The sequence below is a fragment of the Serratia bockelmannii genome, assembly GCF_051803255.1.
Classification (GTDB): Bacteria; Pseudomonadota; Gammaproteobacteria; order Enterobacterales; family Enterobacteriaceae; genus Serratia; species Serratia bockelmannii.
Genome location: NZ_CP196512.1, coordinates 2,800,431 through 2,819,997, shown reverse-complemented (window position 1 = coordinate 2,819,997; position 19,567 = coordinate 2,800,431). Strand labels below are relative to the sequence as shown.

Sequence of the window (19,567 nt, the reverse complement as noted above, 5' to 3'; positions counted from 1 at the left end):
CATGAAATTCCTGGTTACAGGCGCCGCAGGGTTTATTGGTTATCACGTTGCAGAGCGTTTGTTGACCGCCGGGCATCAGGTTGTCGGCATCGATAACCTGAATGACTATTATGACGTGGGCCTGAAAATGGCCCGTCTGGACAGACTGGCGGATAAGCCGGGATTCCGCTTTATCAAGCTGGATTTGGCCGATCGTGAAGGGATGGCGGCATTGTTCGCCGAGCATCAGTTCCAACGAGTCATTCATTTGGGGGCACAAGCCGGCGTGCGTTATTCGTTGGTTAACCCGTTGGCTTATGCGGACGCCAACCTGATCGGCCATTTGAACGTTCTGGAAGGCTGCCGCCATAATAAGGTCGAGCATTTACTTTATGCTTCCTCCAGCTCTGTTTATGGCCTCAATCGCAAGCTGCCGTTTGCTACCGAAGATTCTGTCGATCACCCTGTGTCACTGTATGCGGCCACCAAAAAAGCCAATGAGCTGATGTCACACAGCTACTCTCATTTATACGGTCTCCCGACGACGGGGTTACGCTTCTTTACCGTATATGGTCCCTGGGGGCGTCCGGATATGGCGCTGTTCAAGTTTACCAAGGCCATATTGGCGGGGGAGAGCATCGATGTATATAACCACGGTGAAATGCACCGTGACTTTACCTACATCGATGATATCACCGAGGCGATTGTGCGGCTGCAGGCGGTTATTCCGCAGGCAGATCCGTCATGGAGCGTTGAACAGGGATCGCCAGCGACCAGTTCCGCACCGTATCATGTTTATAATATCGGCAATAACACCCCTGTTAAACTGATGGAATATATCACGGCGCTGGAGCAGGCTTTGGGGGTAACTGCCCGCAAGAATATGCTGCCGATGCAACCTGGCGACGTGATGGATACCAGTGCGGACACCGCAGAGCTTTATCGTGACATTGGTTTTAAACCGGAAACCAGCGTTGAAGAGGGTGTAAAGCGCTTTGTTGATTGGTATAAGGCATTCTACCAGGTTCAATAATTGAACGAGGGTAAATGCGATAAAGGGGCCTTAGGGCCCCTTTTTTTCATTGGGGCTCCATGCAGGGAAGAAAATGCGAATTAGGATATTTACTAAAAGGAGAGGGGTGAGGTGGGATCACGTCGATAAGCTTTAAAATGAAAAGGCCCCCCGAAGGGAGCCTTTCAGATACGGACTGAATCGCTATTACAGCAGGAAATCGTCCAGAGATTTACCTTGCTCTTCGATAGCTTTCTTAATCACCGCAGGCGTACGGCCTTGGCCGGTCCAGGTTTTCAGTTCGCCGTTTTCATCTTTATATTGGTATTTAGCAGGACGTGCTGCACGCTTTGCTTTGCCGGCAGCCTTGTTGGCAGCCATGGTTTGCAGCAGCTCATTTGGATCGATACCATCAGCAATCAGCATTTCGCGGTATTGCTGCAGTTTACGAGTGCGTTCTTCGATTTCTGCTTGAGCCTGGCTGTCTTCTTCGCGACGTTCGTTCACAACAACTTCCAGTTTCTCGAGCATTTCTTCCAGCGTTTCCAGTGTGCATTCTCTTGCCTGGGCGCGCAGAGTGCGGATGTTGTTCAAAATCTTTAATGCTTCGCTCATTGTCCTAGTCTCAAATTATATTGGTGGGGGGCGTCTCGATAATAATAGAGTGCTATTTTCTTTTCTGCAATAGCCAAATTGACTTGAATACTCAAATTTACCTTTTAAAAAACCGTTAATCGGATCTGTCCGACTAATATAGGAAGGGCTGTTAACTATTATCCTCACCGCACTTAAGTCAAAATTTCAGCAGGCATGCTTTAAAAGGCGCGTGTCGCAAGGCTTTCATCGATAAGTTATCGTCGTAATTTATATCAATATTACAATGAGTTCTGTGGGCTTAATCACGCCATGGTAAGGCAGACATTGTAAACAATAGGGGTATATAGGTAAAGGTTGCGTCAGGAAACGTCGGGGGGATAGCGAAGGTGATTAAATGCCCTGTATTGGCCTCACGTATAATAGACAAGCACTCTCCCGCGGCTGCGGTGCCTGCCGCAGTGAAAGAGGATTATGCATTAATGGGCAAATGTTCGGGGTTAACCATTAGCAAGAATTAATAGTGATGACAGGCATACATTATCCTGTAAATAGCTGTAAAAAGAACGGGCCGACAGAACGATATGTTTCGCTTGAAAGCGCATTATTACGGCGAACGCAATATTCGTTCGCTTTGGGCTGAGCCGGGGGGCGGCTTATGGTACACTTACCGTCCTAATCAACATTTGAATATTTCTTATACCATCGGAGTTGCGGGGCCATGGCTCAACTTTATTTTTATTACTCTGCGATGAATGCCGGCAAGTCCACCGCGCTGCTACAGTCTTCATATAACTATCAAGAACGTGGTATGCGCACGCTGGTGTTCACCGCGGAGATCGATCACCGCTTTGGCGTCGGTAAAGTCAGCTCGCGCATCGGTTTATCCTCGCAGGCCCAGCTCTATAACAACGACTCGATGCTGTACGCCATGATTCAGCAAGAGCATCAACAGCAGCCGGTGCATTGTGTGCTGCTGGATGAAAGCCAGTTCCTGACCAAGGCGCAGGTTGAGCAATTGTGCGATGTGGTGGACCAACTGGACATTCCCGTATTGTGCTACGGCCTGCGTACCGATTTTCTCGGTGAACTGTTTACCGGCAGCCAATATTTGCTGGCCTGGGCCGATAAGCTGGTGGAATTGAAAACCATCTGTCACTGTGGGCGCAAAGCCAACATGGTGTTGCGGTTGGATGAAAACGGCCAGGCTATGCACGCTGGTGAACAGGTGGTGATTGGCGGTAACGAGAGCTATGTCTCCGTCTGTCGCAAGCATTATAAAGAGGCGATTCACTCCCTGGAGTAGGAGCGAAAATGCCGCCAGCGCCCGCTGAGGCGTTTTGGCGGCGGGATAAGAAAAACCGCGCGCCAGGCGCAATAAAAAACCCGCCGTTTGGCGGGTTTTTTTATCGGTTCACGGAACCGTTATTTCTTGGGCTTCTTTACCGCGGTTTTGGCTGCAGCCGGAGCCGCCGCTTCCTCGTCGACCGCTTCGCTGAATTCGCGGCCGTAGAAGGTATCCAGCATGATTTGCTTCAGTTCGGCAATCAGCGGGTAGCGCGGGTTGGCGCCGGTGCATTGGTCGTCGAATGCGTCTTCCGACAGCTTGTCGACTTTCGCCAGGAAGTCCGCCTCCTGCACACCCGCCTCACGGATGGAGGTTGGGATGCCCAACTCGGTTTTCAGCTCGTCCAGCCAGGCCAGCAGTTTCTCAATCTTCTGCGCGGTGCGGTCGCCCGGTGCGCTCAGGCCGAGGTGGTCGGCGATTTCAGCGTAGCGGCGGCGCGCCTGAGGGCGGTCGTACTGGCTGAAGGCCGTTTGCTTGGTCGGGTTGTCGTTCGCGTTGTAGCGAATGACGTTGGAAATCAGCATCGCGTTGGCCAGGCCGTGCGGAATGTGGAACTCCGAACCCAGCTTGTGCGCCATGGAGTGACAAACCCCGAGGAAGGCGTTGGCGAAAGCGATACCGGCGATGGTGGCGGCGTTGTGCACGCGTTCACGGGCAACCGGGTTTTTCGCGCCTTCTTTATAGCTGGCCGGCAGATACTCTTTCAACAGTTTCAGCGCCTGCAGCGCCTGGCCGTCGGAGTATTCGTTCGCCAGCACCGACACGTAGGCTTCCAGCGCGTGGGTTACCGCATCCAGACCGCCGAAGGCACACAGGGATTTTGGCATGTTCATCACCAGGTTGGCGTCGACAATCGCCATGTCCGGGGTCAGCGCATAGTCGGCCAGCGGGTATTTCTGTCCGGTGGTGTCGTCGGTCACGACGGCGAATGGCGTGACTTCCGAACCGGTGCCTGAGGTGGTGGTGATGGCGATCATCTTCGCTTTCACGCCCATTTTCGGGAACTTGTAGATACGCTTGCGGATGTCCATGAAGCGCAGCGCCAGATCCTCGAAGTGGGTTTCAGGATGTTCGTACAGCACCCACATGATTTTCGCGGCGTCCATCGGCGAACCGCCGCCCAGCGCGATGATGACGTCCGGTTTGAAGGAGTTCATCTGCTCGGCGCCTTTGCGCACGATGCTCAGCGTCGGATCGGCTTCCACTTCAAAGAACACTTCAGTTTCGATACCGTGAGACTTCAGAACCTTGGTGATCTGGTCGGCATAGCCGTTGTTGAACAGGAAACGGTCGGTCACGATGAAGGCGCGTTTCGCCCCGTCGGTCGCCACTTCTTCCAGCGCGATAGGCAGTGAGCCACGGCGGAAGTAGATCGATTTCGGAAGTTTATGCCACAACATGTTTTCTGCTCGCTTCGCTACAGTTTTCTTGTTGATCAGGTGTTTAGGTCCGACGTTTTCAGAGATGGAGTTACCACCCCAGGAACCGCAACCCAGCGTCAGCGAAGGCGCAAGTTTGAAGTTGTACAGGTCGCCGATACCGCCCTGAGAAGCCGGGGTGTTGATCAGAATGCGAGCCGTTTTCATTTTATCGCCGAAGTAGGCGATGCGAGCCGTTTGGTTATCCTGGTCGGTGTACAGGCAGGACGTGTGGCCGATACCGCCCATGGCGACCAGTTTTTCGGCTTTGGCGACGGCGTCTTCGAAGTCTTTGGCACGGTACATCGCCAGGGTAGGCGACAGTTTTTCATGTGCGAAAGGTTCAGACTCGTCGACCAGCTTCACTTCACCGATCAGCACTTTGGTATTGGCCGGCACTTTGATGCCTGCCATTTCGGCGATTTTCGGTGCGGATTGCCCGACGATGGCCGCGTTCAGGCCGCCGTTTTTCAGGATGATGTCCTGCACCGCTTTCAGTTCTTTACCCTGCAGCAGATAGCCGCCGTGGGAAGCGAAGCGCTCGCGTACCGCATCATAGATAGCGTCAACAACGATGACCGACTGTTCGGAAGCGCAGATAACGCCGCTGTCGAAGGTTTTGGACATCAGGATAGAGGCGACCACGCGTTTGATATCTGCGGTTTCGTCTACCACGACCGGCGTATTGCCGGCGCCGACGCCGATTGCCGGTTTGCCGGAACTGTAGGCGGCTTTCACCATGCCCGGACCACCGGTGGCGAGGATCAGGTTGATGTCAGGGTGGTGCATCAGCTGGTTGGACAGTTCGACGGTAGGTTGGTCGATCCAACCGATAATGTCTTTCGGCGCACCGGCGGCGATAGCGGCTTGCAGCACGATATCGGCGGCTTTGTTGGTGGCATTCTTCGCACGCGGGTGCGGCGAGAAGATGATGCCATTGCGGGTTTTCAGGCTGATCAGCGCTTTGAAGATCGCGGTAGAAGTTGGGTTGGTGGTAGGCACGATACCGCAAATCAGGCCGATAGGTTCGGCGATGGTGATGGTACCGAAAGTGTCATCTTCAGACAGGATGCCACAGGTTTTTTCATCTTTATAGGCGTTGTAGATGTACTCGGAAGCGAAGTGGTTTTTGATCACTTTGTCTTCGACGATACCCATTCCGGATTCTTCCACGGCCATTTTGGCCAATGGGATACGGGCATCAGCAGCGGCGAGGGCGGCAGCGCGGAAGATTTTATCCACTTGCTCTTGAGTGAAGTTGGCATATTCGCGCTGGGCTTTTTTGACACGTGCGACAAGCTCGTTCAGTTCAGCGACATTCGTTACAGCCATAATGCTCTCCTGATAATGTTAAACTCTTTCAGTAAATAAGCCGTGCGAGCCACTAGTATAGTCGTAACGGGGATAAGCGGTGATGAGAATACCGGGGTCTTCCCGCGTTATTTCTTCGCATGCTGCTGATTTGCTTAAAGAGCTTCACCCTACGCCAACCGGAGGGGCAGGCAGTGAGGAGAACAGAACCGGCGATGCCGCGGCCTACTTTGTTCTACTCCCTGACTACGACTAAGAGCTTACCCACAGTTGGGTAGTTGATTTGTGATCTAAATCATGAAAAGTGCAAGCTGACACCTTTCAGCTTGCTGGTGTTGGGAATTATTCTCGATAACTGTGAGCGGTGACTCTTTTTTCAACATAAAAAATCAAAAGGCCATACATCACTTTAACAAAGGGCATTTGTTTTGTTGCATAACCTGCTGGTAGTCAAAAATGCTGCTCTGGCCGGATGGATTACCCGCGGCAATTCCATTACATTAGCGCGCATAGGCAGCACACCTTTTTATAGTACTTAATGCGGAGCCATCTGTGGGCCAATCTCTGTTGGATCTTTCCGGCTTTATCAAGTTCTTTGTCGGTCTGTTTGCGCTGGTCAACCCGGTGGGCATCTTGCCGGTGTTTATCAGTATGACCAGTTATCAGGCGGAAGCGGGGCGCAACAAAACCAACCTGACCGCCAACCTGTCGGTCGCCATCATTCTGTGGACCTCGCTGTTCCTGGGCGAAGGGATCCTGCGGATGTTCGGCATCTCTATCGATTCGTTCCGCATCGCCGGCGGTATTCTGGTGGTGACCATCGCCATGTCGATGATCAGCGGCAAGCTGGGGGAAGACAAACAGAACAAACAAGAGAAGTCGGAGAGCGCGATCCGCGAAAGTATCGGCGTGGTGCCGTTAGCGCTGCCGCTGATGGCGGGGCCAGGGGCGATCAGTTCTACCATCGTCTGGAGTTCACGTTATCACAACTGGCAAAGCCTGCTCGGTTTTACGGTGGCGATCGCCTTGTTCGCCTTTTGCTGCTGGCTGTTGTTCCGCGCCGCGCCGCTGTTGGTGCGTTTGCTTGGGCAGACCGGCATCAACGTGATCACCCGAATCATGGGCCTGTTGCTGATGGCGCTCGGGATCGAGTTTATCGTTACCGGCATTAAGGCGATATTCCCCGGCCTGTTGTAATACCCTTTGTTTAGCCGCGCACCTTTCGCGTTGGCGCGGCTAAAATTAATTTTAAAATTTAAATTATTTATTGGTTCGCATTATTATAGTGCAGAGGATGAATAAAATTTATTCGGTTGCACCCTTATGTTGCATAAATCTCATCTTGCTGTGCAAAAAAAACGCTAAGCGTTATTTCAGATACTTTTCTTCCCCCATTTCCGCGCGTTTTGTCCCCGTTCAACGGTAAAGCTGTTGTTAAATTAATCACATCATTCTGTGGGGCTTGTCTCACTTTCATCCAGGTGTTATTAGTGATTAACCGACCATAGGCAGGTGTTTGTTCTTTGAATGGCTGGATTGTTAACTGAATGTTTCTTTGTGCGGCGGTGAGATGACGCTGACGGTTTCAAACGAAATGATTTTGGTTTTTTTATCTTTAAAATCAAAGTGATGATTTTGTTTTTTCGTTGCCCCGCTCTCGGGGAGCGGATCGGGCTTCGTGCGATAAAAGAGAATTGCTTAACATTTTCGTAAAATTTATTGGCTATGGAATTTGGCTTCTGCTAATTTCCGAGCAACTTTCCCGTGGTCAATTAACTGAAATGCGCCATAAAAACGAGAATGATTTTTGCTGGTATCCGTTTATTTAGAATTCTTATAAACACTTCACAAACTTCGATAAGCGATGCTTGTCGGTGAAAAGGAGCCTCGATTATGCAGCAAACCCTGAAGCGTACTTCTTTGACCTTGTTGATTAGCGGCGTGCTGAGCGTCGGCGCCATAAATAACAGTTTGGCGGCGGAAGTGCCGGCCGGCGTTCAGTTGGCGCAGCAACAGAATATTGTGATCAACAACGGCAGCGAAGTGGCTTCATTGGATCCGCATAAGGTCGAGGGGGTACCGGAAAGCAATATCATTCTTAACCTACTTGAAGGGCTGGTGAGCACCGACGCCAACGGGCATGTGGTGCCGGCGGCGGCGGCGAGCTGGGAAAACCAGAATTATCAGCAATGGACCTTCCACCTGCGCCCCGGCGCGGTGTGGAGCGACGGCACTCCGGTGACCGCGCAGGACTTCGTCTACAGCTGGCAGCGCCTGGCCGATCCGAAAATCGCCTCGCCTTACGCCAGCTATCTGCAATACACCAAAGTCGACAATATCGACGACATCCTGACCGGCAAGAAGCCTCCGCAGACCCTCGGCGTCAAGGCGTTGGATGACCAGACGCTGCAGGTGACGCTGAGCGAACCGGTGCCGTATTTCATCAGCATGCTGAACCACACGTCGCTCAAACCGGTCAAACGGGCGGTGGTGGAGAAATTCGGCGATAAATGGACGCTACCCGCCAACTACGTCGGCAACGGCGCTTACCGCCTGAAAGAGTGGGTGGTGAACGAGCGCATCGTGCTGGAGCGCAGCCCGAGCTACTGGAACAACAAGCAGACGGTGATCAATCAGGCGACCTTCCTGCCGATTACTTCGGAAGTCAGCGACGTCAACCGCTTCCGCAGCGGCGAGATCGACATCACCAACAGCGCGATCCCGCCGTACCTGTACGTCAAGATGAAGCGCGAAATGCCCGAACAGCTGCACGTTAACCCTTATCTGTGCACCTTCTATTACGAGCTCAATAACAAGCGGGCGCCGTTTACCGATCCACGCGTGCGTACGGCGGTGAAGATGACGCTGGATCGCGACATCATCGCCAACAAGATCATGGGCCAGGGACAGATCCCGGCCTACAGTTTCACGCCGACCTTTACGGAGGGCGCGAACTTTACGCAGCCCGCATGGGCCGGCTGGAGCCAGGAACAGCGCAACGCCGAAGCCAGGAAGCTGCTGGCGGAGGCGGGCTACAGCGATGCCAAACCGCTGAAGTTCTCGTTGCTCTACAACACCTCCGATCAAAACAAACAGCAGGCGATCGCCGCCGCATCGATGTGGAAGAAGAACCTCGGTGCGGAGGTCACGCTGCGCAATCAGGAGTGGAAGACTTCATTGGAGAGCCGCCATCAGGGGCAATACGATGTGGCGCGCGCCACCTGGTGCGGCGATTACAACGAACCCAGTGCGTTCCTGAACCTGGTGCTGTCCAACAGCAGTATCAATACCGTGTTCTATAAGAGCCCGGCGTTCGACGCCATCATGGCCGCTACGCTGAAGGCGCCGGATGAGGCCGCGCGCGCCGCGCTCTATCAGCAGGCGGAAGCTCAGCTGGACAAAGACTCCGCGTTGGTCCCGGTTTATTACCGCGTCAGCGCACGGTTGATCAAGCCGACGGTAGGCGGGTTCACCGGCAAAGACCCGCTGGACTATACCGACGTTAAAAATCTGTACATTATCAAGCAGTAAAGGGGTATTCCTTGCGCTAACTCGCGGAGGAATATAGGGAAGGCCGGCCGCCGCATTCGTTCCGCGGCGGCGGGAAAACAGAGTCCGCTTACGGGCAACGCAGGTTCCACGAAGAGCCTGTGATAATAAAAACTGGAGTCGATAAGTATGACCAACATCACGAAGAAAACGCTCATTGCCGCCGGCGTCATCGCCGCGCTGGGCATCACAGCAACCACCTCCGCCTTTGCCGCCGACGTTCCTGCCGGCGTGCAACTGGCCGACAAGCAAGAAATTGTCAAAAATAACGGTTCCGAAGTGCAGTCGCTTGACCCGCATAAAATCGAGGGCGTGCCGGAAAACAACGTCACCCGCGATCTGATGGAAGGCTTGGCGAACAACAGCCCGGACGGTTCCATCGTGCCGGGCGTCGCGGAAAGCTGGGATAACAAAGATTTCAAAGTCTGGACCTTCCACCTGCGTAAAGACGCCAAATGGTCCAACGGCAAGCCGGTGACGGCGCAAGATTTCGTCTACAGCTGGCAGCGCGTAGTGGATCCGAAAACTGCATCGCCTTACGCCAGCTACCTGCAGTACGCCCATGTGGAAAACGTCGATGACATCATCGCCGGTAAAAAAGACAAGTCGACGCTGGGCGTGAAGGCCATCGACGACCACACCTTCCAAGTGACCCTGAGCGAGCCGGTGCCTTATCTGGTTGAAATGACCCCACACTACGCCATGAAGCCGGTTTACAAAGACGCGGTGGAGAAGTTTGGCGAGAAGTGGACGCTGCCAGCCAACTACGTCAGCAACGGCGCTTACAAACTGAAAGACTGGATTGTCAACGAACGCATCGTACTGGAACGCAACCCGGAATATTGGGATAACGCCAAAACCATCATCAATAAAGTGACGTTCCTGCCTATTTCGTCGGAAGTGACCGACGTTAACCGCTACCGCACCGGCGAAATCGACATGACCTACAACAACATGCCGATCGAACTGTTCCAGAAGCTGAAGAAAGAGATCCCGAAAGAGGTGCATGTCGATCCTTACCTGTGCACCTACTACTACGAAATCAACAACCAGAAGGCGCCGTTCACCGATGCGCGCGTGCGTGAAGCGCTGAAGCTGGGCATGGACCGCGACATCATCGTCAACAAAGTGAAAAACCAGGGCGATCTGCCGGCCTACAGCTTTACGCCGCCATACACCGACGGCGCCAAGCTGACTCCGCCGGAGTGGTTCGGCTGGACGCAGGAAAAACGCAACGAAGTGGCGAAGAAACTGCTGGCGGAAGCCGGCTACGGCCCGGGCAAACCGCTGACCTTCTCCCTGCTGTACAACACCTCCGATCTGCACAAGAAGCTGGCGATCGCCGCCGCCTCCATCTGGAAGAAAAACCTGGGCGTGGACGTGAAGCTGGTGAACCAAGAGTGGAAAACCTTCCTGGATACCCGTCATCAGGGGACCTATGACGTGGCGCGCGCCGGCTGGTGCGCCGACTATAACGAGCCGAGCTCGTTCCTGAACATGATGCTGTCCGACAGCAGCAGTAACACCCCGCACTATAAGAGCGCCGAGTTCGACAAGCTGATGGCCAACGTGTTGACCGCGAAGAGCAAAGACGAGCGCGCCGATCTGTATCAGAAAGCGGAAGTTCAGCTGGATAAAGATTCCGCCATCGTTCCGCTGTATTACTACGTGAACGCCCGTTTGGTGAAACCTTACGTCGGTGGCTACACCGGCAAAGACCCGCTTGATAACGTGTACGACAAAAACCTGTACATCATCAAGCATTGATACGGTAAGAGCCGGCGGCGCAGGCCGCCGGCCCATGTTGAGAATAATAAGCCGTCATCAGGCTGTCGCACAGGGTTAGGGCAATGCTTAAATTTATACTTCGTCGCTTATTGGAAGCGATCCCGACACTATTTATCCTTATCACCATCTCATTCTTCATGATGCGCCTGGCGCCCGGCAGTCCATTTACCGGGGAACGCGCATTGCCGCCGGAAGTTATGGCGAATATCGAAGCCAAATATCATTTGAACGACCCGATCTGGAAACAGTACGGTCATTATCTGGCGCAGCTTGCGCAGGGAGACTTCGGCCCGTCCTTTAAATACAAGGACTATTCGGTCAACGATCTGGTCGCCAGCTCTTTCCCGGTTTCCGCCAAACTCGGCCTGGCCGCGTTTCTGCTGGCGGTGGTGCTGGGCGTGAGCGCCGGCGTGATCGCCGCGTTGAATCAGAACACCAAATGGGACTACACGGTGATGGGGTTCGCCATGACCGGGGTGGTGATACCCAGTTTCGTGGTGGCGCCGCTGTTGGTGCTGATCTTCGCCATCACGTTGAAATGGCTGCCGGGCGGCGGCTGGAACGGCGGCGCGCCTAAGTTCATCATCTTGCCGATGGTGGCGCTGTCTCTGGCCTATATCGCCAGCATCGCCCGTATCACGCGCGGCTCGATGATTGAAGTGCTGCACTCCAACTTCATTCGCACCGCGCGCGCTAAAGGCTTGCCGATGCGCCGCATCATTTTCCGCCACGCGCTGAAGCCGGCGCTATTGCCGGTGCTGTCCTATATGGGCCCGGCGTTCGTCGGGATCATCACCGGTTCGATGGTGATCGAAACCATCTACGGCCTGCCGGGGATCGGCCAGCTGTTCGTTAACGGCGCGCTGAACCGCGACTACTCCCTGGTGTTGAGCCTGACCATTCTGGTGGGCGCTCTGACCATTCTGTTCAACGCGATCGTCGATGTGCTGTATGCGGTCATCGATCCGAAAATCCGTTATTAATCTGGAGCACGCGAATGATGTTGACTAAAAAGAACAGCGAAGCTCTGGAACACTTCAGCGAGAAGCTGGAAGTGGAAGGACGCAGCCTGTGGCAAGACGCGCGCCGGCGCTTTATGCATAACCGTGCGGCGGTCAGCAGCCTGTTCATCCTGGTGTTGATCACGCTGTTTGTGGTGCTGGCGCCGATGCTGTCGCAATTTGCCTACGACGATACCGATTGGGCGATGATGTCCGCCGCGCCAAGCCTGGAATCGGGGCACTATTTCGGCACCGATTCCTCCGGGCGCGACCTGCTGGTACGCGTGGCGATTGGCGGGCGTATCTCGCTGATGGTCGGCGTGGCGGCGGCGCTGGTGGCGGTGATCGTCGGCACCCTGTACGGCGCGATGTCCGGTTATCTGGGCGGCAAGATCGACTCGGTGATGATGCGTCTGCTGGAGATCCTCAACTCCTTCCCGTTCATGTTCTTCGTGATCCTGCTGGTGACCTTCTTCGGCCAGAATATCCTGTTGATCTTCGTGGCGATCGGTATGGTGTCGTGGCTGGATATGGCGCGTATCGTGCGCGGCCAAACGCTCGGTCTCAAGCGTAAGGAGTTCATCGAAGCGGCGCTGGTGTGCGGCGTCTCCACGCGCAACATCGTGCTGCGGCATATCGTGCCTAACGTGCTCGGCGTGGTAGTGGTGTACGCGTCGCTGCTAGTGCCGAGCATGATCCTGTTCGAATCCTTCCTCAGCTTCCTGGGGCTGGGCACGCAGGAGCCGCTGAGCAGTTGGGGCGCATTGCTCAGCGACGGCGCCAACTCAATGGAAGTTTCACCGTGGTTGCTGCTGTTCCCGGCGGGTTTCCTGGTAGTCACTCTGTTCTGTTTCAACTTTATCGGCGATGGCCTGCGTGACGCCCTCGACCCGAAAGATCGTTAAGGAGTGCAACCATGAGCACCATTGAACATCCTCAACTGCAAACCGGCGCCGGCGTCAAAACGTCGCCGCTGCTGGACGTGAAAGACCTGCGCGTCACGTTTTCCACGCCGGACGGCGACGTGACGGCGGTAAACGATCTGAACTTCGATCTGCGCGCCGGCGAAACGCTGGGCATCGTCGGTGAATCCGGCTCAGGCAAATCGCAGACCGCGTTCGCCCTGATGGGGCTGCTGGCGAGCAATGGCCGCATCGGCGGCTCGGCCAAATTCAACGGCCGCGAGATCCTCAACCTGCCGGAAAATCAGCTTAACAAGCTGCGGGCCGAGGAGATCTCGATGATCTTCCAGGACCCGATGACCTCGCTCAACCCTTATATGCGCGTTGGCGAACAGCTGATGGAAGTGCTGATGCTGCATAAGAAGCTGAGCAAAAGCGAAGCCTTCGAAGAGTCGGTCCGCATGCTCGACGCGGTGAAAATGCCGGAGGCGCGCAAGCGCATGCGCATGTACCCGCACGAGTTTTCCGGCGGTATGCGCCAGCGCGTGATGATCGCCATGGCGTTGCTGTGCCGGCCGAAGCTGCTGATCGCCGACGAGCCGACCACCGCGCTGGACGTGACCGTCCAGGCGCAGATCATGACGCTGCTCAACGAGCTGAAGCGCGAGTTCAACACCGCCATCATCATGATCACCCACGACCTGGGCGTGGTGGCCGGCATCTGCAACAAGGTGCTGGTGATGTACGCCGGCCGCACCATGGAATACGGCAGCGCACGCGAGGTGTTCTACCAGCCGAGTCATCCGTACTCCATTGGTCTGTTGAATGCGGTGCCGCGTCTCGACGCCGAAGGCGAAGCGTTGTTGACCATTCCCGGCAACCCGCCGAACCTACTGCGGTTGCCGAAAGGCTGCCCGTTCCAGCCGCGCTGCCCGTACGCCATGGAACAGTGCGCGAGCGCTCCGCCGTTGGAGCAATTTGGGGAAGGGCGCCTGCGCGCCTGCTTTAAACCGGTGGAGGCGTTAGTATGACAGCGGTAACCGACAAGAAAGTGCTGCTCGAAGTCGCCGATCTGAAAGTGCACTTCGACATTCATGACGACAAACAGTGGTTCTGGCAGCCGCCGAAAACCCTGAAGGCGGTCGATGGCGTCACGCTGCGGCTGTTCGAGGGGGAAACCCTGGGCGTGGTCGGCGAATCCGGCTGCGGCAAATCCACCTTCGCGCGCGCCATCATCGGCCTGGTGAAGGCCACCAGCGGGCGCGTCGCCTGGCTGGGGAAAGATCTGCTGGGCATGAGCGACGCCGACTGGCGTAAAACCCGCAGCGATATCCAGATGATCTTCCAGGATCCGCTGGCTTCGCTTAACCCACGCATGACCATCGGCGAGATCATCGCCGAACCGCTGCGCACCTACTACCCGAAAATGCCGCGTCAGGAAGTGAAGGACAAGGTCAAGGCGATGATGCTGAAGGTCGGCCTGTTGCCTAACCTGATCAACCGCTACCCGCACGAGTTCTCCGGCGGTCAGTGCCAGCGTATCGGCATCGCGCGCGCGCTGATCCTCGAACCGAAGCTGGTGATCTGCGACGAGCCGGTCTCCGCGCTGGACGTGTCGATTCAGGCGCAGGTGGTGAACCTGTTGCAGCAGCTGCAGCGCGAGATGGGGCTGTCATTGATCTTTATCGCCCACGATTTGGCGGTGGTGAAGCACATTTCCGATCGCGTGCTGGTGATGTACCTGGGCCATGCGGTGGAGCTGGGCACCTATGATGAGGTGTACCACAACCCACAGCATCCTTACACCAAAGCGCTGATGTCGGCGGTGCCGATCCCGGATCCGGACAAGGAGAAGGAAAAACAGATCCAGCTGTTGGAAGGGGAGCTGCCTTCGCCGATCAACCCGCCGACCGGCTGCGTGTTCCGCACCCGCTGCCCGATCGCCGGGCCGGAGTGCGCCAAGACGCGTCCGCTGCTGGAGGGCAGCTTCCGCCACGCGGTATCCTGCCTGAAGGTCGATCCTCTGTAATGCGACGCTAGCCGGCAACAAAAAGCCCCGCTGAATAAGCGGGGCTTTTTTATCCGATGCGCTGGCGGCGAATCACTCTTTCCACAGAATGTGGCACAGCTTGTGGTCTTTCTCGCGGCAGATCAGCACGCGGGCGAACACGTCGTTGATTGGCTCGCCGTCGCTGTCCGCCAGACCGATCACCACTTCGGCGAAGAAGTCTGGGTTCAGATCGTAGTCCACGTGCTCGCTCCAGTCTTCGGAGGGATCGTACAGTTCTGCGCCGCCGCGCTCTTCAAACTGCAGATTGAACAGCAGAATATCCGCCGGATCCAGATTGTCGCCGGCCAATTCGAGAAAGATGTCGTAGGCCTGTTCCAGCGTTTCGTCTTCGGTAAGGCGGTTATTCAAATCCATAAAAAAATCCTGATAACAAATGATTTGGCGCTATTAAAGCACGCTCGCTGCGGCTTTTACAGCAGCGGGCTGAAAAAGTAGAACAGGCGCTCAACCAGGCGATGCCAGAACGGCCGCTTCAGCCACTCTTTGGCGTTCAGCAACTGGGAACGGGCGATGTAATCTTCCTGCACGCAGGCCAGATCGCTGCCGAAGCCGTCGTCGTCGATCACCAGGGTGATTTCGAAATTCAGCCACAGGCTGCGCATATCCAGATTGACGGTGCCGACCAGGCTAAGCTGGCCGTCAACCAGCACGCTCTTGGTGTGCAGCAGACCGCCTTCGAACTGATAAATTTTCACTCCGGCTTCCAGCAGCTCGGAGAAGAACGCGCGGCTGGCCCAGCGCACCATCATCGAATCGTTGTCGCGCGGCACGATGATGCTGACCTCGACGCCGCGCAGGGCGGCGGTGCAGATGGCGTGCAGCAGATCGTCGCTCGGCACGAAGTACGGCGTGGTCATGATCAGCTGCTCGCGCGCGGAATAAACCGCGGTCAGCAGCGCCTGGTGGATCATTTCCTCGGGGAAGCCGGGGCCGGAGGCGATCACCTGAATGGTGTGGCCGCTTTCCTGCTCGAACGGCATGATGTTGACGTCCGGCGGCGGCGGCAGAATGCGCTTGCCGGTTTCAATTTCCCAGTCGCAGGCATAGACGATGCCCATGGTGGTGGCCACCGGGCCTTCCATGCGCGCCATCAGATCGATCCATTGGCCGACGCCCGCATCCTGTTTGAAGTAGCGCGGATCGACCATGTTCATGCTGCCGGTATAGGCGATATAGTTGTCGATCAGCACCACTTTGCGGTGCTGACGCAGATCCATGCGGCGCAGGAACACGCGCAAGAGGTTGACCTTCAACGCTTCGACCACTTCGATGCCGGCGTTGCGCATCATCGCCGGGTAGGGGCTGCGGAAAAATTGCAGGCTGCCGGCGGAGTCCAGCATCAGGCGGCAGTGTACGCCGCGCCGGGCGGCGGCCATCAGCGATTCGGCCACCTGATCGACCAGGCCGCCGGGCTGCCAGATATAGAACACCATTTCGATGTTGTGGCGCGCCAGCTCGATGTCGCGGATCAGCGCTTTCAGCGTGTCGTCGGTGGTGGTGAGCAGCTGCAGCTGGTTGCCCTTGACGCCGTCGATGCCCTGGCGGCGGTTGCACAGCTGGAACAGCGGTTCGGCGACTTTACTGTATTCGGTGGCGAAGATGCGGCGGCTCTCTTTCAGTTCCTTCAGCCAGCGCGCGGTCGACGGCCACATGGCCTTGGCGCGCTCGGCCCGGCGCTTGCCCAGATGCAGCTCGCCGAACGATAAATAGGCCACGATGCCGAACAGCGGCAGAATATAGATAACCAGCAGCCAGGCCATGGCAGAGGGAACCGCACGGCGTTTCATCAAAATGCGCATCGTCACGCCGGCGATCAGCAGCCAGTAGCCGAACACCATGAGCCAACTGATTACGGTATAAAATGTTGTCATAAAGGCGAAAAATCCCGTTCGCAAACCACCAATGATGAGTGTACGCACAGATCGGGCAAGGCGAAACCTTTTATCGGCGCTTATGTTACATAAATATGATGAAGTTAAGGCACTTGCCGAAATTGAAAGGGGGGCTTTTGCCGGTGCGACGTCCGGTATGTTGCCGATAACGGCGGCTTGGATCACGGGCGGAAAGGGCTATAATGCCCGCGGTTGGCATTAGACGAACGAGTGACGGAATTATGAGACGCAGTAGAAATGAAGTGGGCCGTTGGCGCATGTTGCGACAGAGCCAACGTCGCCGGCATCGCTGGCTGGAACGCCAGTCGTGCAGCAATCGCCATATTATCCGGGTGCGGCGCCGCCTGGACGATCAGCATCGGCGTGCGTTGCTGTTTGCGGTATCCTGCGAGTGGTAAAACGAAAACAGTCCCGAGAGGGACTGTTTTGTTATGGCGTCAGGGTTATTTGCCGAGGTAGGCGTTGAGCATCCAGACCTGTTTTTCCTGCTCTTTGATATAATCGCTCATCAATGACGCGGTGCCTTCGTCGCCGGCGTCTGCCGCTACCGTCAGCAGTTCACGCTGCTGCTGCAGCAAGATTGAATACCCTTCCAACAGGCCGCGCAGCGTGCCCTTATCATCGGTCACGTTGGTGTGTTCCTTGATGTCGGCGGTTTTCAGATAGTCGCTGAAAGCGTGACGCGGCTGCGAGCCCAGCGTCAGGATACGTTCCGCCAGCTCATCCACCTTGGTCAGCAGATCGTTGTAAGTTTCTTCGAATTTCGCGTGCAGCTCAAAGAACTGCGGGCCGGTAATATTCCAGTGATAGCCGCGCACGTTCATATACAGCACCTGATAATTCGCCAACAGCGCATTCAGCGCTTCGGCGAGTTTTGCCGATTGTTTACTGTCGAGGCCGATATGGGTTTTCGCTGCTTTCTTCGCCGTTGCCATAATAATCTTCTCCTGATTATTCGTTCCAAGGGTAGACAGAATCAATTTCCATAGCTGTTACAGTAACCGGATTTATCGCAGGGTTAAACACGATAACAGGCATCATTACCATCGCTTAAACCGATGAAGATAAATCCGTCGAGCAAATTGCCGAATCAGTTTACGCAGGATCCGCCGGCGAAAAAAGCCGCTTTTATCGGTTACTTGCGCAGCGCCAGTTTTACCACGCCGGCGCCCAGCGCCATTAACAGCGCGGCGGCGATCAGCACTGTAATAAAGGCGCGATCGAAGGCCAAACGCGCCAGCTGCGTCAGCTGCTGCGCGCGATCGGCCGCCATTCCGGCGGCCAGCCGCAGGGCTTCGTCGATACTGTCGTAGGCCAAATCGCTGACCGGCAGCGCCGCCGGCAGCGCCAGGCTGTGACTGTAGACCGCCGTCATCAACCCACCGAGCAGCGTCACGCCCAGCACGCCACCCAGCTCGTAGGAGACGTCTTCGATAGAGGCCGCCATGCCGGATTTCTCCTCCGGCGCGTTCAGCATGATGGCGGTGGACGCGGCGGTGATCACGCCGCCGAGGCCAAAGCCCACCAACGCCAGGCTCACCAGCTGCGGTGCCATGCTGCTTTGATACCACAGGGCGAGGCCGGCGATGCCGAAGGCGGTCAGGACGAAACCGCCGAGGATGATGCTGCGCTCACCGTAGCGCGGCAACAGTAAACCGGCCATTGGCCCCGCCAGCGCCGAGGCCAGCGGGATCGGCAAGATGAACAGCGCAGCCTGCAGCGGGCTGAGGCCGAGCACCAGCTGCAAGCGTTGGCTGAGCACCAGCTCGACGCCGATCAGGGCCACCATCGACAGCAACGCCACGCCGATGCCGCCGGCGAACAGCCGGTTGCGGAACAGGGAGAAATCGATCATCGGGTGAGCGCTGCGCTGCTGACGACGCACAAACAGCACCAGGAACAGGATGCCGATCAGGGCCGCTGCGAGCAACGCGCTGAGGTCAGGCGCCGGCTTGCTCAGTTCCTTCAGCGCATAGATAGCGCCGACCAGACCGATCATGATCTGCACCGAGCCGACGATATCGGCGGGGCGCGGGTTATCGCCGCCGCAGCGCGGGATCAGTTTCCACGCCAGCGGCCAGACCAGCAACACCACCGGTACGTTGATCAGGAACACCGATCCCCACCAGAAATACTCCAGCAGCAGGCCGCCGACCACCGGGCCGATGGCCGCGCCGCCGGAGGCCACCGAGGCCCAGATGCCGATCGCCAGCGCGCGTTCGCGTTCGTCGGTAAAGACGTGGCGCACGATGGACAGCGTGGCGGGCATCATCATTGCCGCGCCAACGGCGAGGAATACCCGCGCGGCGATCAGCCACTCGGCGGTGGGCGAGAAAGCGGCGCACAGCGAAGCGACGGCAAACACCGGCAGCCCGGCGAGAAACAGCCGCTTATGGCCGATGCGATCGCTCAGCATGCCGGCGCCGGGCAGTAGCCCGGCGACCACCAGCGGGTAGGCGTTGACGATCCAGAGTTTTTGCGAGGCGCTGGCGTCCAGCGCCTGGGTTAAGCGTGGCAGAGCGGTATAGAGCACCGTCATGTCGATAACAATCAGGAACAGGGCGCTGGCGACCATTGTCAGGATTAACCAGCGGTTCTTGGCGTACATAAGTCATAATCCAGTTAACGTGGGCGGCGCGAAGGCGCCGCCATTGTGGTAACCCTCCGGCGATGCCGGGTGGTATACTGGCAATAATATATAT

At 56.3% G+C, this 19,567-nt stretch carries 16 protein-coding genes; 10 read left to right on the top strand and 6 right to left on the bottom strand.

Annotated elements, in window-relative coordinates; genetic code table 11:
• Position 1: 1 nt before the first annotated feature.
• Positions 2 to 1,012 (top strand): NAD-dependent epimerase, encoded by a 1,011-nt coding sequence (locus ACSJLU_RS13435; RefSeq protein WP_025303077.1) that lies wholly within the window; start codon positions 2 to 4, stop codon positions 1,010 to 1,012.
• Positions 1,013 to 1,198: 186 nt separating this feature from the next.
• Here ACSJLU_RS13435 and hns read toward each other — a convergent pair whose 3' ends face one another.
• The gene (hns, locus tag ACSJLU_RS13430) at positions 1,199 to 1,606 is read right to left on the bottom strand and encodes a histone-like nucleoid-structuring protein H-NS (protein ID WP_004932170.1); all 408 of its coding nucleotides are present in this window, start codon (positions 1,604 to 1,606) and stop codon (positions 1,199 to 1,201) included.
• Between the two features lie 700 nt (positions 1,607 to 2,306).
• On the opposite strand from hns, the gene ACSJLU_RS13425 reads away from it, so the two are divergent.
• The gene (locus ACSJLU_RS13425; RefSeq protein ID WP_015378091.1) at positions 2,307 to 2,891 is read left to right on the top strand and encodes a thymidine kinase; all 585 of its coding nucleotides are present in this window, start codon (positions 2,307 to 2,309) and stop codon (positions 2,889 to 2,891) included.
• 119 nt (positions 2,892 to 3,010) lie between these two features.
• Here the strand turns inward: ACSJLU_RS13425 and adhE are convergent, their stop codons facing one another.
• Positions 3,011 to 5,683: a bifunctional acetaldehyde-CoA/alcohol dehydrogenase gene (gene adhE, locus ACSJLU_RS13420; RefSeq protein WP_025303076.1), complete on the bottom strand. Its 2,673-nt coding sequence runs from the start codon at positions 5,681 to 5,683 to the stop codon at positions 3,011 to 3,013.
• Between the two features lie 531 nt (positions 5,684 to 6,214).
• On the opposite strand from adhE, the gene ACSJLU_RS13415 reads away from it, so the two are divergent.
• The 7 genes from ACSJLU_RS13415 to oppF all read left to right on the top strand — a co-directional run bounded on the left by ACSJLU_RS13415 (position 6,215) and on the right by oppF (position 14,931).
• The gene (locus tag ACSJLU_RS13415) at positions 6,215 to 6,859 is read left to right on the top strand and encodes a YchE family NAAT transporter (protein ID WP_015378089.1); all 645 of its coding nucleotides are present in this window, start codon (positions 6,215 to 6,217) and stop codon (positions 6,857 to 6,859) included.
• A 696-nt stretch (positions 6,860 to 7,555) separates the two neighbouring features.
• Positions 7,556 to 9,193 (top strand): ABC transporter substrate-binding protein, encoded by a 1,638-nt coding sequence (locus tag ACSJLU_RS13410; protein WP_380825088.1) that lies wholly within the window; start codon positions 7,556 to 7,558, stop codon positions 9,191 to 9,193.
• A gap of 147 nt (positions 9,194 to 9,340) precedes the next feature.
• A complete protein-coding gene (gene oppA / locus ACSJLU_RS13405) occupies positions 9,341 to 10,978 on the top strand; it encodes an oligopeptide ABC transporter substrate-binding protein OppA (protein WP_025303074.1) in 1,638 nt (545 codons plus the stop codon).
• A gap of 83 nt (positions 10,979 to 11,061) precedes the next feature.
• Complete coding sequence (gene oppB / locus ACSJLU_RS13400) at positions 11,062 to 11,982, top strand: oligopeptide ABC transporter permease OppB (protein WP_004932150.1); 921 nt, start codon at positions 11,062 to 11,064, stop codon at positions 11,980 to 11,982.
• A 14-nt stretch (positions 11,983 to 11,996) separates the two neighbouring features.
• On the top strand, positions 11,997 to 12,905 hold the full coding sequence (oppC, locus tag ACSJLU_RS13395) for an oligopeptide ABC transporter permease OppC (protein WP_025303073.1): 909 nt from the start codon (positions 11,997 to 11,999) through the stop codon (positions 12,903 to 12,905).
• A gap of 11 nt (positions 12,906 to 12,916) precedes the next feature.
• Positions 12,917 to 13,933: an ABC transporter ATP-binding protein gene (locus ACSJLU_RS13390; protein ID WP_043142468.1), complete on the top strand. Its 1,017-nt coding sequence runs from the start codon at positions 12,917 to 12,919 to the stop codon at positions 13,931 to 13,933.
• Positions 13,930 to 14,931 carry a murein tripeptide/oligopeptide ABC transporter ATP binding protein OppF gene (gene oppF, locus ACSJLU_RS13385; RefSeq protein WP_025303071.1) on the top strand — a complete coding sequence of 334 codons (1,002 nt, stop codon included), beginning with the start codon at positions 13,930 to 13,932 and terminating at the stop codon, positions 14,929 to 14,931. Before ACSJLU_RS13390 ends, oppF begins: the two co-directional genes overlap by 4 nt.
• A 72-nt stretch (positions 14,932 to 15,003) precedes the next feature.
• Here oppF and ACSJLU_RS13380 read toward each other — a convergent pair whose 3' ends face one another.
• The gene (locus ACSJLU_RS13380; protein ID WP_004932139.1) at positions 15,004 to 15,327 is read right to left on the bottom strand and encodes an HI1450 family dsDNA-mimic protein; all 324 of its coding nucleotides are present in this window, start codon (positions 15,325 to 15,327) and stop codon (positions 15,004 to 15,006) included.
• A gap of 56 nt (positions 15,328 to 15,383) precedes the next feature.
• Positions 15,384 to 16,844 carry a cardiolipin synthase gene (gene cls / locus ACSJLU_RS13375; RefSeq protein ID WP_025303070.1) on the bottom strand — a complete coding sequence of 487 codons (1,461 nt, stop codon included), beginning with the start codon at positions 16,842 to 16,844 and terminating at the stop codon, positions 15,384 to 15,386.
• Between the two features lie 242 nt (positions 16,845 to 17,086).
• Here cls and ACSJLU_RS13370 point away from each other — a divergent pair, with 242 nt between their 5' ends.
• A complete protein-coding gene (locus ACSJLU_RS13370) occupies positions 17,087 to 17,263 on the top strand; it encodes a YciY family protein (protein ID WP_025159792.1) in 177 nt (58 codons plus the stop codon).
• A 45-nt stretch (positions 17,264 to 17,308) separates the two neighbouring features.
• On the opposite strand, the gene ACSJLU_RS13365 is transcribed toward ACSJLU_RS13370, so the two are convergent.
• Positions 17,309 to 17,800, bottom strand: coding sequence for a Dps family protein (locus tag ACSJLU_RS13365; protein ID WP_004932132.1), 492 nt, complete (start codon positions 17,798 to 17,800; stop codon positions 17,309 to 17,311).
• A 200-nt stretch (positions 17,801 to 18,000) separates the two neighbouring features.
• Positions 18,001 to 19,473, bottom strand: a complete 1,473-nt coding sequence (gene smfY, locus ACSJLU_RS13360) for a multidrug efflux MFS transporter SmfY (protein ID WP_025303068.1) — start codon at positions 19,471 to 19,473, stop codon at positions 18,001 to 18,003.
• Between the last annotated feature and the right edge of the window lie 94 nt (positions 19,474 to 19,567).

Bases quoted from the DNA above. Each gene is read 5' to 3' on its own strand.
- smfY (WP_025303068.1), bottom strand. From the start codon at position 19,473: ATGTACGCCAAGAACCGCTGGTTAATCCTGACAATGGTCGCCAGCGCC.
- oppF (WP_025303071.1), top strand. From the start codon at position 13,930: ATGACAGCGGTAACCGACAAGAAAGTGCTGCTCGAAGTCGCCGATCTG.
- ACSJLU_RS13370 (WP_025159792.1), top strand. From the start codon at position 17,087: ATGAGACGCAGTAGAAATGAAGTGGGCCGTTGGCGCATGTTGCGACAG.
- ACSJLU_RS13365 (WP_004932132.1), bottom strand. From the start codon at position 17,800: ATGGCAACGGCGAAGAAAGCAGCGAAAACCCATATCGGCCTCGACAGT.
- ACSJLU_RS13380 (WP_004932139.1), bottom strand. From the start codon at position 15,327: ATGGATTTGAATAACCGCCTTACCGAAGACGAAACGCTGGAACAGGCC.
- oppA (WP_025303074.1), top strand. From the start codon at position 9,341: ATGACCAACATCACGAAGAAAACGCTCATTGCCGCCGGCGTCATCGCC.
- ACSJLU_RS13410 (WP_380825088.1), top strand. From the start codon at position 7,556: ATGCAGCAAACCCTGAAGCGTACTTCTTTGACCTTGTTGATTAGCGGC.
- adhE (WP_025303076.1), bottom strand. From the start codon at position 5,683: ATGGCTGTAACGAATGTCGCTGAACTGAACGAGCTTGTCGCACGTGTC.
- ACSJLU_RS13390 (WP_043142468.1), top strand. From the start codon at position 12,917: ATGAGCACCATTGAACATCCTCAACTGCAAACCGGCGCCGGCGTCAAA.
- ACSJLU_RS13425 (WP_015378091.1), top strand. From the start codon at position 2,307: ATGGCTCAACTTTATTTTTATTACTCTGCGATGAATGCCGGCAAGTCC.
- ACSJLU_RS13435 (WP_025303077.1), top strand. From the start codon at position 2: ATGAAATTCCTGGTTACAGGCGCCGCAGGGTTTATTGGTTATCACGTT.
- hns (WP_004932170.1), bottom strand. From the start codon at position 1,606: ATGAGCGAAGCATTAAAGATTTTGAACAACATCCGCACTCTGCGCGCC.
- oppB (WP_004932150.1), top strand. From the start codon at position 11,062: ATGCTTAAATTTATACTTCGTCGCTTATTGGAAGCGATCCCGACACTA.
- oppC (WP_025303073.1), top strand. From the start codon at position 11,997: ATGATGTTGACTAAAAAGAACAGCGAAGCTCTGGAACACTTCAGCGAG.
- cls (WP_025303070.1), bottom strand. From the start codon at position 16,844: ATGACAACATTTTATACCGTAATCAGTTGGCTCATGGTGTTCGGCTAC.